Source organism: Prauserella sediminis (genome assembly GCF_014195435.1).
Taxonomy (GTDB): Bacteria; Actinomycetota; Actinomycetes; order Mycobacteriales; family Pseudonocardiaceae; genus Prauserella; species Prauserella salsuginis.
The window spans coordinates 863,248-875,907 of record NZ_JACIBS010000001.1 but is presented as its reverse complement, the minus strand read 5'-3'; the positions used below and the strand labels follow the sequence as shown (position 1 = coordinate 875,907).

Genomic DNA, 12,660 nt, shown 5'->3' with positions numbered 1-12,660 from the left:
GGAGCACGCTATGGCGGCCATGAAGCCCCGGACCGGAGATGGTCCCCTCGAGGTTGCTAAGGAGGGACGGGGCCTCGTGATGCGTGTACCGCTGGAAGGCGGCGGGCGCCTCGTCGTCGAGCTGACGGCCGAGGAGGCCAAGGACCTCGGCGCGGCCCTTCAGGAGGCCACGAGCTAGTCCGTCGTTCCCCGTAGTCCCCACCGCCGGTCGGGCAGTTACGTAGCCCGACCGGCTGATCTTCTTGTGCCTGGAGGGTCTCACATGGCGCGTGCCGTCCTGCCGCCCGTACCGAGTCCGATCGTCGAGGTCGAGGCAGGCGGTGCCGCCCGGCAAGGTGAACGGCTCGCCGTCGTCCACGCCGGTCCCGACGCCCTGACCGAGGCCGGTTACCCGCACGCCGACCTGGCGGCGGACCTGCACGTCACGGGCAAGGCGGGCGAGGTCGTCGACGTCCCGGTGACGGCCCTCACCGCCCGGCCCTCCGGCGCCCGGTCCGCTGGCGCAGCGTCCTCGGGTGCAATGTCCTCCGGTACAGCGTCCTCCACCGCACCGTCCTCCACCGCAGCGTCCTCCACCGCAGCGTCCTCCACCGCACCGTCCTCCGCGGCCGAGTCGGTCGGTGACGGGGCGCCGATGCCGACGTGGTTCGTGGGCGTCGGTGACGGGGAGCCCGCGCGGTACCGCTCCGCGGGAGCGGCGCTGGTGCGCGCGGCGCACGCGCTGGCCGAGGCGGAGTCCGACGCAGGCAGGCGCGTGCCCTCCCAGGTGGCGGTGCAGCTGCCCGCGGGTGTCGACGCCGAGCAGGCCGCCGCGTTCACGACGGGGGTCGTGCTGGGCGGCTACCGGTTCCGCGTGACAGGGGAGAAGCCGAAGCCGGCCGTCACCGCGGTGCGGTTCGACGGCGAGCCCGACGAGGAGCTGACCGCGGCCGTTGCCCGCGCCCGCGAGGTGGCCGCGGCGTCCGCGCTCGCACGGGACCTGGCCAACGCCCCCTCCAACGTCAAGAATCCCGCCTGGCTGGCCGACGTGGCCGCTCGGGTCGCCGAGCAGACCCGCGGGCTGACCGCGACCATCCGCGACGAGACGTGGCTCGCCGAGCAGGCGTTCGGCGGGATGCTCGCCGTCGGCGGCGGCTCGGCCAGTCCGCCCCGGCTCATCGAACTCGCCTACCGGCCGCGTGGCGCGACGTCGCACCTGCTGCTGGTCGGCAAGGGGATCACGTTCGACACCGGCGGCATCTCCATCAAGCCCGCCGCGGGCATGCACCTGATGCGCACGGACATGGCCGCGGGCGGTGCCGTCATCGCCGCCATGCGCGCGATCGCCGCGCTGCGCCTGCCGGTGAAGGTCACCGCGCTCGTGCCCGCGGCCGAGAACCACGTCTCCGGCTCGGCCTACCGGCCCGGCGACATCGTGCGCCACTACGGCGGCCGCACCAGCGAGGTCGGCAACACCGACGCCGAGGGCCGCATGGTGCTCGCCGACGCGCTCGGCTACGGCATCCAGCGGTTCCGTCCCGACGCGGTGGTCGACGTCGCGACACTCACCGGCGCCATGAAGGTCGCGCTGGGCCTGCGCACCGGCGGTGTGTTCGCCACCGACGACGCCCTCGCCGAGAGCGTGTGCGCCGCAGGGGATCGGGCGGGCGAGCAGTGGTGGCGGATGCCGCTGCTCGAGGACCACATGGGCGACGTGCGCAGTGAGATCGCGGACGTCAAGCAGGCCGCTCCCGGGCCCGGCGGGGTGACGGCGGCGCTGTTCCTGCGTGAGTTCGCGGGCGGACTGCCGTGGGCACACCTCGACATCGCGGGGCCCGCGCGGGCCGAGAAAACCTACGACGAGGTGGTGCCCGGCGGCACCGGTTTCGGTGCGCGCACGCTCGTCGAGCTCGCCGCGTCGTACAGCTGAGCCCCTACCGCTGAGCTCGTTACCGCTGAGCGATTCCCCGGTCCGCGTCGCCCGTCGAGGCGGGCGGCAGGGGCGCGCGGGCGCGCACATGGTCGCGGAACGCCGCCACGACCGGTGGCAGCGGCCGGTCGCCGTGCCAGGAAAGCCCGACGGTCCTGGTCACCCGCGGTCGCAGCGGCACTTCGACCACGCCGGCCGGGGTGCCCGGTTCGAACTTCGGCAGCAGCGTCACACCCAGTCCCGAGGCCACGAGCCCGCGTACGGTCTCCGATTCCTGCCCCTCGAACGCGACGACCGGCTCGAACCCCGCCTGCGCGCAGAGGTCGTCGGTGATCTGCCGGAGGCCGTAGCCGTGCTCGAGCATCACGAACACCTCGCGTTCGAGCTCGCCGAGGCGTACGTGGGAGCTGCCGGCGAGCCGGTGTCCCTGCGGTAGGGCGACGAACAGTTCCTGTTCGGTCAGCGGCAGCGAGTCGAGGCCGGGACCGTCGGCGGGCGGCGCGACCAGCGCGAGGTCGAGTTCGCCAGAGCCGAGCCTGTCGACGATGTCCTGGCGGGAACCCTGGACCAGCGTGAAGCGGGTGTGCGGGCGGGTTCGGCGGAACTCGCTCACCAGTCCGGGGACGAGGGATCGCCCGAGCAGGTGCAGGAAGCCGAGCGTGATGTGCCCGCGTTCCGGGTCGACCTCCTCCCGCAGCCTGCGCACGCCGTGGGCCAGCTCGGCCGCTGCCCGTTCGGCGGCGTCGGCGAGCAGCGTGCCCGCACGGGTGAGGCGGATGCCGCGGCCGTCCGGTTCGGTCACCGGTGTGCCCAGCAAGCCGGTCAGCGCCGCGAGTCGTCTGCTCGCCGTGGGCTGGGGCACGCCCAGTTCGGCGGCCGCGCGGGTGAGGTTCCCGGTGACCTTGAGCACCCGCAGCAGCGCCACGTGCGGTGCCAGCTCGGCCGTGACCCGCGCATCCTCGGATTCATGCACCACAGCATCGATTGTGGACCATATCTGCATTGGACGTATCGGTCGGCGGATACTTAGCGTCAGAAACCATGTCCGTTCGTACGTCCGCACCGGCCGGATCCGGCCCGCCGATCACCGCAACCGCGGTCCCGGTCCGCCGCGTGACCCTGGCGGTGACCGCGGCAGGGCTGTGCTCGTTCGCCCTGCTCTACGCGCCGCAGCCGCTGCTGCCGCAACTCGCCGAGCAGTATGCGCTCGACCCCGGCCGCGCGTCGCTGGCGATCAGTGTCGCGACCGGTGCGCTGGCGGTCGCCGTGCTGCCGCTCGCGGTGCTGTCGGAGATCGTCGGCCGCAAACCCGTGATCGTGGCGTCGGTGCTGGTCTCCGCGGTCCTCGGGCTGTTGCTTCCGCTCGCGCCGACGTTCGACGCGCTGCTGGTGATGCGCGTGCTGCAGGGCGTGGCCATCGCGGGTTTCCCCGGGGTGGCAGCCGCCTACCTGGCCGAACGTCTCGGGGCGGCAGGCGTGGCAGGGGCCGTCGGCGCGATGGTCGCCGGCAACACGCTCGGCGGGCTGTCGGGACGGCTCAGCGTCGGGTTCACCACGGACGCACTCGGCTGGCACGGCGCGCTGGCCGTCGTCGGTGGAATCGGCCTGGTGTGTGCGCTGATCACCGCGACCACGCTGCCCGGACTGCCCCGTCGTGCCACGCGGCCCCGGCTCGCCGACGTCGGTCGCGGCCTGGTCGCGGCCGCATCCGACCGCGTGCTGCTCGCCCAGTACGTCGTCGCCATGGTCGCGATGGGTTCGTTCGTCGCGCTGTACAACGTCGCCGGGTTCCGGCTCACCGGCGACCTGGGCCTGCACCCCGCGACCGCCTCGTTGGTCTTCCTCGCCTACGCGGGCGGCGCGGTCGCCTCGAGCAGGGCGGGACGGCTGGTCGCGCGGTTCGGGCGCCGGTCAACCGCGTGCGCAGGGCTGATCCTGACGATCGCCGGTGCGGCGCTGACTCTGCCGGACTCGGTGCCGCTGGTCGCGGCCGGTTTCGTCGTGCTCACGCTGGGCTTCTTCACCGCACACTCGGTCGCCAGCGGGTGGGCGGCCGCCGACGCCCCCGCCGCGGGACGTGGGCAGGCAGGCGGGCTCTACAACGCCTGCTACTACCTCGGCAGCAGCGTCGGGGGAGCGGCGGGCGCGGTCCTGTACGGCCACGCCGGGTGGGGCGGGCTCGTCGCAGCGGTCGCGGGCGCGCTCACGGTCGGCATCCTCGCGATCCTGTCCGCCGGCCGCTGAGTCCGACGCCCCGAAGGGCACCTCCGGGGCACGTGGCGGAGCGGCCGGGGTCAGGTCGAGGGGCCGACGACGGCGGCCGCGAGCAGCCCGCCGCCCAGGGGCAGCACGGCAGGGCGGAGGCGGTCGTCGTCGCGCATCGTCCTGGCGACCTCGCGGAGCGCGAGCAGTTCCGGGTTACGCCTGCCGTGGTCGCCGATGTGCACGTCGGCGAGCACGTTGTGGAGCACGATCACCCCGCCGGGCCGCAGCAGCTGCACCCCCTGGTCGAAGTAGCCGGGGTACTCGACGAGCGTGGCGTCGGCGAACACCAGGTCGTAGCCACCCGAGGTGAGCCGCGTGAGCACGTCGAGAGCCCGGCCCGTGATGGTGCGCACCCGGCCGGACGGGTAGCCCGCCGAGGTGAACACGCGGCGCGCGGTCCGGTGGAACTCCGGTTCCCAGTCGATGGTCGTCAGGACCCCGTCGGGCGCCATGGCCCGCAGTAGGTGCAGCCCGCTGACCCCGACGCCGGTTCCGATCTCGACGACCGACCTCGCCTGCACCGTCGTGGCCAGCAATCCGAGCGCGGCGCCCGTCGCGGGCGACACCGCGGGGCAGCCGAGCTCGCGGGCGCGTTCGCGAGCTCGGCTGATCACGTCGTCTTCGGCTGCGAAGCCGTCGACGAACCCGCTGACGGCATCGGCGAGCGCCGCAGTGGGATCGGTCTCCGAGGTCACGCGCGAAAGGTTAGCGTGCCCCCTGAGCAGGCCCGACCACCACGGCGCCACCCGGCCGCCATCGGCGACCGGCCAGGTTCTCAGGTCATTCTCAGCCGCACCTCATCGAATCCGTAAGGAAACCGGCAAGACTACGTCTCATCCACAGGAAGTGGCGGCCACGACCGAACCGCTCGGCGGAAGACGGGCGGCCCTCGGAGCTCGACTCACGGGGGAAATACAGGTCCGGCGGGAACATGGGGATCACGCCGGACGTTGAACGGCTAACGAAGGGGATCAGGCCGATGGAGGTGCCTCAGCTGTCGCAGAGCAGCACGACGCAACCCACGCAGGAGCAGCCGAGCGCGGCGGCGGTCGCCGAGCGGGTCGGCGGTGACAACGCGCCCGCGGCCACCGCTTCGGACGCAACCGGGAACGTGACGTCGGCGCCTGCCGCGTCGCCCGGCGATGTCGCCGCGACCTGGACCCCGCCGACGTGGGACGAGGTCGTCCGCGAACACGCCGACCGCGTCTACCGGCTGGCCTACCGGCTCTCCGGTAACGCCCACGACGCCGAGGATCTCACGCAGGAGACCTTCATCCGCGTGTTCCGCTCCCTCGCGTCGTACAAGCCCGGCACGTTCGAGGGCTGGCTGCACCGCATCACGACGAACCTGTTCCTCGACATGGCCCGCCGCCGTTCGCGCGTGCGTATGGAGGGCCTGCCCGAGGACACCGACCGCATCGTCGGCGACGATCCGAGTCCGGAACAGGTCTTCTCCGAGACGCACCTCGACCCCGATCTGCAGACCGCGCTGGCCGAGCTGCCGCCCGAGTTCCGCGCCGCCGTCGTGCTGTGCGACGTCGAAGGACTGTCGTACGAGGAGATCGGCGCGACCCTCGGCGTTAAGCTCGGGACCGTGCGCAGCAGGATCCACCGTGGCCGTCAGGCACTGAAGGCGTCGCTCGAGCGGGCGGCCGCCACACGTGAGCGGGAGGCGCTGGGATGAGCCGTCACCACGGGTCCGGCGGGTTCGGCCTTCCCGAGTCGCACCTGCTGCCGGACGCGGTCGTGGCGTTCGTCGACAACGAACTCTCGACGGGCGCCACCGAACGCGCCGCCGAACACCTCGCGCACTGCCCGTGGTGCGCAGCGGACGTCGAGGCCCAACGCCAGGCGCGGTCGGCCGTGCGTGATGCCGACGAACCGTCGATGTCGGCGGGCTTCCTGGCCAGCCTGCGGTCCATTCCCCAGGACACCGAACTCGACGAGACGCCGGACAACCTCGCGGTCACCGAGGACGGCCAGCTCGTCGCCGTGCAGCGACCCGAACGGGTGGCCGGCCTGCGCAGGCGTTCCGTCGGCGGGGCGGAGCCGCTCGGCGGTGGTTCGGCACCCCTCGGCGGTTCGACACCGCTGGGACAGTCCGACGCCGTGCTCGGCGGCGGAACCGGTGGAGGCAGGCGCCGTGCCGCGCAGGGGGCGGGCGTCGTCGTGTCCGGGCTAGTGCTGAGCGCACTCGCGCTCGTGACGACCACCGGCGGTACGTCCACCGATCCCGAGCGTCCCCGTCCCGGCGGGGGTGAGGTGAACACCAACGTGCTGCGTGCGCAGTTCGGCGGGGCCGGTTCGGCGGACTCGACGGGGGCACGCACGCCGACGTCGACACCGGCCGCGGCTCCGCGGTCCGGTGACCCTGCTGCCGGCACCACAGCGGCCGGCAGCACGGCCACCGGTGACGCACCGATGGTGACCACGTCGGCCCCGAACGAGGCGGCCACGACCTCCGGCGGTGCCGCAGCCACCGCCCCGGCGCTCACCCCGGCCTCCAGCGGGCGCTGACCGGCGCCGGCTCCGGCAGGCCGGGGCCAGAGGGGCCCACACTCATTTCACCGGTTTCGCGGCAGGATCATCTCGAGGTGTCTCACGGTGTGTGGGTACGGCGCGCCACGCACGCGTACTCTCCCTGCGAGGCACGAGCACGCGACGAACCGGATGCCGGGGGAAGATGAGCCAGCCACCGAACCCGTCCCACGAGGGCCCGTCCCACGAGGGGGACGAGCCACGGCTCCGGCCGCGTCCCCTCGCGCGCCCGTCCGTGGACCCGGCGGCCGCCTCGGCGTTCGGCAGGCCGCGCGGTGTGGAGGGCTCGTTCGACGAGCTGTCCCGCCCGGGCACGGCCACGGGTAACGGCAACGCGGCCGGCAACGGGAGCGGCCCCGTGCTGGCACCGCCGACACCGGAATCGCTGGCCCAGGCGTTCGGCCGGCCCGCCGGCGCTCGCGACGTCGTGTTGCAGCGTCCCGACGGCAGTGACGGCACCGCCAAGAACACCGCCACCGGCGCGGGTGATGAGGACGAGGACCCATTGTGGGCGTCGGAGGAGGATCCATGGCGGGATCCGGGCGCGGCCGCCGTCCTCGGCAGGCCCGCCGTCACCGGCGACGAGACCGGCGACGACACCGAAAAACCCCAGGGCGCGCAGCTGAGCCTGCCTGAGGTGCTGTTCGGCAGGCGCGTCAAACCCGTCGCGTTGGCGACGCTGGCCGTGATCGCTCTGCTGATCGGCGCCGCGGGCGGGCTTGTCGGCTGGGGAGCCGCCAGCACGGGCGACGAACTCACCGGCGAACTCAACGTCGCCGAGGCCGAAGCCGCGAAGGAACGCCCCGCCGGGTCGATCGCCGGTATCGCGAAACGCGTGGCGCCCGCGGTCGTGTCCCTGGAGGTCACGTCGGGCCAGAACGGCGGCGTCGGCTCCGGCGTGATGATCGACTCCGACGGTTACGTGCTCACCAACCACCACGTCGTCAAGCAGGCCGCGGATTCCGACGAGGCCGACATCACCGCCGTGTTCACCGACGGCACCAGGGCGAGCGCCGAGGTCGTCGGCACGGATCCGAAGACCGACCTCGCCGTCATCAAGGTGAACGTCTCCAATCCCGTCGTCATCCAGGTCGGCAAGTCGTCCGACATCGCCCCCGGCGACAGCGTCGTGGCCGTCGGATCGCCGTTCGGCCTGGACAACACCGTCACCGAGGGCATCGTCAGCGCCGTCGATCGTCCCGTCACCGCACCCGGACAGAACGGCGACGCCAACGTCACCTACGACGCCATCCAGACCGACGCCGCCATCAACCCCGGCAACTCGGGCGGTGCGCTCGTCGACTCCCGCGGCGCGCTCGTGGGCATCAACTCGATGATCCGCACCGTCGGCGAAGGCGAGGGCGGCAGCATCGGCCTCGGTTTCGCCATCCCCGTCGACCAGGCCATGCGCATCGCCGAGGACCTGATCAGCGACGGCAAGGTGCAGCACGCCGACATCGGCGTCAACGCCGCATCGGTGTCGGCGGGCAGTTCCGAAGGTGCCCAGGTGCAGAACGTGCGCGGCCAGGGACCCGCCGCCAAGTCGGGTATCAAGGAAGGCGATGTGATCACTCAGGTCGGCGAGCGGCAGGTGCGCAACGCCGCCGAACTGACCGTCGCCGTCCGCGAACACGAGGTCGGCGACACCGTTCCGGTGCGGCTCATGCGCGACGGCCGAGCACTTACCGTCGATGTCACTCTCGGTTCAGACTGACCTTGTAGGCTTGGCGGAGCGGCCGAGGAAGGCGGAGGTTCCCAGGTGTTCGAGAGCGTTGGCTGGTCCGAGATCCTCGTGCTGCTCGTGGCTGCCCTGTTCATCCTGGGCCCCGAGCGGCTGCCCGAGGCAGCGGCCTGGATGGGCCGGTCCGTACGCAAGGTCCGGGACTTCGCCACCGGCGCCCGGCAGCAGCTCAAGGACGAGATGGGCCCGGAGTACGAGGAGCTGCGCAAACCCATCGAAGACCTGCGCGGGCTGCGTAACTTCGACCCCAAGCGCGCCGTGACGCAGCATCTGTTCGACGGCGACCCCGACCCGGCCGGCCTGAACAACATCAACGGCACCCGGCCCGTCGGTGGTGACGGTGCGCAGACCACGCCGTATGCAGGCGGTACGCACGGCGGTGTCGGTGGCATCGGCGCGGGCAGTGCGGGAAGCGGTGCGGCACCCGCCACGAGCCCTGCTCAGGAACCGCTCAAGTCGGGGGAGAAGCCGCCGGTCGACCCGGACGCCACCTGACCTGCCACGCGTAGCACCGCGTGCGCCCGGTGCCGGACCTCCCACCACGCCGAGATCTGCACTCAACCCCGCGAGATCTGCGTTCAGTCCAGCGAGTTCTGCGTTCAGTGGGCTGATCTCTGCGTTCGGTCCCGTCGGATCCGCACTCGGCCCCGCGGGCGCTGTGTCCGTGCCCTCGCGGCCCGCATCCGCTCGGGTGACACCTGCTCTCGTTCCGTCACCGGACCACCGTCGCCCTGCCACCACGGAGCAGCCCGGCGCCCCGCGTCACGGGATCGGCGCCGCCCGCGACCCCCTACTTTCGTCGGGTCCTGCGCCCGGTCGGCAACCTTCGTCGGGTCGGATGCGTGAACCTCGTGTCCGACGGTTACGTGCCCGGACACCGGCCAGGGCCGAGGGCCTGACCGGCAGGTGGGTGACACCGGTTGCGGAGTGCGGCCAGCCACGGCAGGCGGTGTTCCGACCGGGGGAGCGCATGCGCGGATCGTGCACGCGCGGGTGGTCCCGAGGCATCCCTCGCACTGGGGGTGGAGGCCTCGGGACCACCGCTCACGCTCTGGTCACCGCCGCGACATCGGCCGAGTGCAGGACACGCGGACGGGCACAGTCGCGCGTCAGCGCGTCCGTGAGGGGCGGTGGCCGGGCGACGGGTGGGCGCAGGACACGCGGGTCAGCTGCCTGCGGGGGAGACGTTCAGCATCATCCCGGCCAGGCCACGTGCGCGGACCGACAGCTTCTCCGCCGCCGCACGCATGACCTCGGAGGCGGTGGCATCGGGGGCGGACAGCACGAGCGGAGTCCCCTCGTCGCCCTGTTCCCGCAACCGCGGGTCCAGCGGCACCTGGCCGAGCAGCGGCACCTCGGCGCCGACGGACTTCGACAGCGAGTCGGCGACCGTCTGCCCGCCGCCGGATCCGAAGATCTCCATCCTCGACCCGTCCGGGGCCTCGAACCACGACATGTTCTCGATCACGCCCGCCACGCGCTGGCGCGTCTGCAGCGCGATCGCGCCTGCGCGCTCGGCGACCTCGGCCGCTGCCTGCTGCGGCGTGGTGACGACCAGGATCTCGGCGTTCGGGATGAGCTGCGCCACGGAGATCGCGATGTCGCCCGTGCCCGGGGGCAGGTCGAGCAACAGGATGTCGAGGTCGCCCCAGAAGACGTCCGCGAGGAACTGCTGCAGCGCGCGGTGCAGCATCGGCCCGCGCCACACGACCGGGGTGTTGCCGGGCGTGAACATGCCGATCGAGATGACCTTCACGCCGTGTGCCTGCGGCGGCATGATCATCGACTCGACCTTCGTGGGCTTCTCGTCGGCGCCCAGCATGCGGGGCACCGAGTGGCCGTAGATGTCGGCGTCCACGACACCGACCTTGAGGCCGCGCTCGGCCATCGACGCTGCCAGGTTGACGGTGACGCTGGACTTGCCGACGCCGCCCTTGCCGGACGCGACGCAGTACACGCGCGTCATCGAGCCGGGCTGGGCGAACGGGATCACCGGCTCCTCGGCGTCCCCGCGGAGCTGCTTGCGCAGCTCGGTGCGCTGCTCGTCGCTCATGACGTCGAGCTCGACGCGCACTTCCGTCACACCGGGCAGTTCGGCCACGGCGGCCTTGGTGTCCTTGGTGATCGTGTCCTTCATCGGGCACCCGGCCACCGTGAGGTACACCTCGACGGTGACGACCCCGTCCTCGCCGACGGTGATGTCCTTGACCATGCCGAGCTCGGTGATCGGCTTGTGGATCTCCGGATCCTGCACCGAGTTCAGTGCGGTGCGGACGGTCTCGACACTGGGCTGTTCTTGCGTGGTGGTCACTGCTCGGGCACCGACCTTCTGTCGCTGGCGGCCTGCGGTTGCCTCCCCATGCTACGTGGCTGCCCGTCGAGGTCTTCGCGTAACTTGTCCAACTCGCTGCGCAGGTAATCCCGGGTCGCCACCTCGCCGACGGCCAGGCGCAGCGCGGCCAGCTCGCGTGCCAGGAACTCGGTGTCGGCCTTCGTCTGCGCGGCGCGTGCCCGGTCCTCCTCCAGGGAGACTCGGTCGCGGTCGTCCTGCCGGTTCTGTGCGAGCAGGATCAGCGGCGCCGCGTACGCCGCCTGGGTCGAGAAGGCCAGGTTGAGCAGGATGAACGGGTACGGGTCCCAGCGCAGCGTCACCGCGGTGAGGTTGAGCGTGATCCACACGACGACGAGCAGCGTCTGCCAGAACAGGTAGCGCCCGGTACCGAGGAAGCGGGCCAGGCGTTCGGCCGTGCTGCCGAACGACTCGGAGTCCAGATTCGGGGTGAACCGCTCGAAGCGGCGCGAATGCCGGGGTTGGTCGAGGCGCCTGCGGCTGGTCAGTTCAGGCATGGTCGCTCTCCGCGGGACTGTCGGGGGACGCCGGGGTCGCCGGGTCGAGGTCGCGCAGGCCGGTCTCGCGCCAGCCGTCGGGCAGCAGGTGGTCGAGCACGTCGTCGACGGTCACGGCGCCGAGCAGGTGATCGCGGGTGTCGACGACCGGTGCGCACGTGAGGTTGTAGGCGGCGAAATACCGCGTCAGCTCCGCGAGCGGGGCGGCGGGCGGCAGCGGCGGCAGGTCCGTGTCGGCGACGGAGGCGACGAGTTCCGCGGGCGGCCTGCGCAGCAGCCGCTGGAAGTGGACGCAGCCGATGTAGCGGCCCGTCGGGGTGGCTTGTGGCGGGCGGCACACGAACACCATGCTCGCGAGGGCCGACGTCAGATCGGGGTTGCGGATGTGGGCGAGCGCCTCGGCGACGGTGGCGTCGGGGGCGAGGACGATCGGTTCCGGGGTCATCAGCCCGCCCGCGGTGTCGGACGAGTAGGCCAGCAGCCTGCGCACCGGCCCGGATTCGTCGGGGTGCATCAGTTCGAGGAGCCGGGTCTGCTCGGTGGGCCCGAGTTCGCCGAGCAGGTCGGCGGCGTCGTCGGGGCTCATCGCTTCGAGCACGTCGGCCGCCCGCTCGTCGGCGAGGTAGTCGACGAGCTCCTTCTGGTCGTCCTCCGGCAGTTCTTCGAGGACGTCGGCGAGCTTCTCGTCGTCCATCGCGTCGGCGACCTCGTGCCTGCGCTTGAGCGGCAGGTCCCGCAATGTCGCGGCGACGTCGACGGCGCGCATCGTGTCGAACAGCATCAGCAGCTGGCCCGCGCCCTGCGGCTGGGTGCCGAGGTCGGCCAGGCCGAGGCCCGAGACGTCCTCCCAGCTCAGCACCTGCAGTCCACCCCTGCGGCCGGTGAGCTTCAACGGCCCGGTCCGCGGTTGCCGGACCGCCAGTTTGGCCAGCACCCAGTCGCGGGTGCGGGTCGGTTCCATCGCCGCGTCCACGACCGTGAGCCGTGCGCCCGAGGAAGCCAGGTGCGCGCGGGCGTCGAGGAGCTGGCCGAGCACGAGGACCTCGTTGGGCCGCTGGTGGAACCGCCGCATGTTCACCGAGCCCGTGGCGAGGGTGACGGCGTTCGACTCGATCGCCGTGACGCGCAACATCGGGACGAACACGCGGCGCCGGGTCGAGACCTCCACGACCAGTCCCAGTACCCGCGGCGGCTGGTGGTCCAGCCGGAGGCCCGCGACGAGGTCGCGGGCCTTGCCGATCGACTCACCGTCGGGTCCGAAGACCGGCAGTCCTGCCAGCTGAGCTGCGAAAACCCGGTTGACGGCCGCCATGGGACCAGCGTATGCGCGCCGTGGCCGGACTGCCCAGTGGTGATCACC

The 12,660-nt window shown here is 72.3% G+C and carries 12 protein-coding genes; 7 read left to right on the top strand and 5 right to left on the bottom strand.

Annotated elements, in window-relative coordinates:
- Positions 1–10 precede the first annotated feature (10 nt).
- Complete coding sequence (locus FB384_RS03885) at positions 11–178, top strand: DUF3117 domain-containing protein (protein WP_048807468.1); 168 nt, start codon at positions 11–13, stop codon at positions 176–178.
- 84 nt (positions 179–262) lie between these two features.
- Positions 263–1,909 carry a leucyl aminopeptidase family protein gene (locus FB384_RS03880; RefSeq protein ID WP_228725956.1) on the top strand — a complete coding sequence of 549 codons (1,647 nt, stop codon included), beginning with the start codon at positions 263–265 and terminating at the stop codon, positions 1,907–1,909.
- Between the two features lie 19 nt (positions 1,910–1,928).
- Here FB384_RS03880 and FB384_RS03875 read toward each other — a convergent pair whose 3' ends face one another.
- Complete coding sequence (locus FB384_RS03875; protein WP_258938291.1) at positions 1,929–2,885, bottom strand: LysR family transcriptional regulator; 957 nt, start codon at positions 2,883–2,885, stop codon at positions 1,929–1,931.
- A 137-nt stretch (positions 2,886–3,022) separates the two neighbouring features.
- Here FB384_RS03875 and FB384_RS03870 point away from each other — a divergent pair, with 137 nt between their 5' ends.
- Positions 3,023–4,153, top strand: coding sequence for an MFS transporter (locus tag FB384_RS03870; protein ID WP_258938357.1), 1,131 nt, complete (start codon positions 3,023–3,025; stop codon positions 4,151–4,153).
- Between the two features lie 50 nt (positions 4,154–4,203).
- On the opposite strand, the gene FB384_RS03865 is transcribed toward FB384_RS03870, so the two are convergent.
- Positions 4,204–4,869, bottom strand: a complete 666-nt coding sequence (locus FB384_RS03865) for an O-methyltransferase (protein ID WP_183779209.1) — start codon at positions 4,867–4,869, stop codon at positions 4,204–4,206.
- Positions 4,870–5,153: 284 nt separating this feature from the next.
- On the opposite strand from FB384_RS03865, the gene sigE reads away from it, so the two are divergent.
- The 4 genes from sigE to tatB all read left to right on the top strand — a co-directional run bounded on the left by sigE (position 5,154) and on the right by tatB (position 8,948).
- Positions 5,154–5,858 carry an RNA polymerase sigma factor SigE gene (gene sigE / locus FB384_RS03860; protein ID WP_228725955.1) on the top strand — a complete coding sequence of 235 codons (705 nt, stop codon included), beginning with the start codon at positions 5,154–5,156 and terminating at the stop codon, positions 5,856–5,858.
- Positions 5,855–6,691 (top strand): anti-sigma factor family protein, encoded by an 837-nt coding sequence (locus tag FB384_RS03855; RefSeq protein WP_183779207.1) that lies wholly within the window; start codon positions 5,855–5,857, stop codon positions 6,689–6,691. Before sigE ends, FB384_RS03855 begins: the two co-directional genes overlap by 4 nt.
- 166 nt (positions 6,692–6,857) lie before the next feature.
- Complete coding sequence (locus FB384_RS03850; protein ID WP_183779205.1) at positions 6,858–8,426, top strand: trypsin-like peptidase domain-containing protein; 1,569 nt, start codon at positions 6,858–6,860, stop codon at positions 8,424–8,426.
- Between the two features lie 45 nt (positions 8,427–8,471).
- A complete protein-coding gene (tatB, locus tag FB384_RS03845) occupies positions 8,472–8,948 on the top strand; it encodes a Sec-independent protein translocase protein TatB (RefSeq protein ID WP_183779203.1) in 477 nt (158 codons plus the stop codon).
- Between the two features lie 670 nt (positions 8,949–9,618).
- Here the strand turns inward: tatB and FB384_RS03840 are convergent.
- From FB384_RS03840 to FB384_RS03830, 3 genes are read right to left on the bottom strand one after another with little or no spacing between them, the layout of a single operon-like run.
- Positions 9,619–10,764 carry an Mrp/NBP35 family ATP-binding protein gene (locus FB384_RS03840; RefSeq protein WP_183779201.1) on the bottom strand — a complete coding sequence of 382 codons (1,146 nt, stop codon included), beginning with the start codon at positions 10,762–10,764 and terminating at the stop codon, positions 9,619–9,621.
- Complete coding sequence (locus FB384_RS03835; protein ID WP_183779199.1) at positions 10,761–11,300, bottom strand: DUF1003 domain-containing protein; 540 nt, start codon at positions 11,298–11,300, stop codon at positions 10,761–10,763. The genes FB384_RS03840 and FB384_RS03835 overlap by 4 nt, the downstream gene beginning before the upstream one ends.
- Positions 11,293–12,612: a magnesium transporter MgtE N-terminal domain-containing protein gene (locus FB384_RS03830; RefSeq protein WP_183779197.1), complete on the bottom strand. Its 1,320-nt coding sequence runs from the start codon at positions 12,610–12,612 to the stop codon at positions 11,293–11,295. The genes FB384_RS03835 and FB384_RS03830 overlap by 8 nt, the downstream gene beginning before the upstream one ends.
- Between the last annotated feature and the right edge of the window lie 48 nt (positions 12,613–12,660).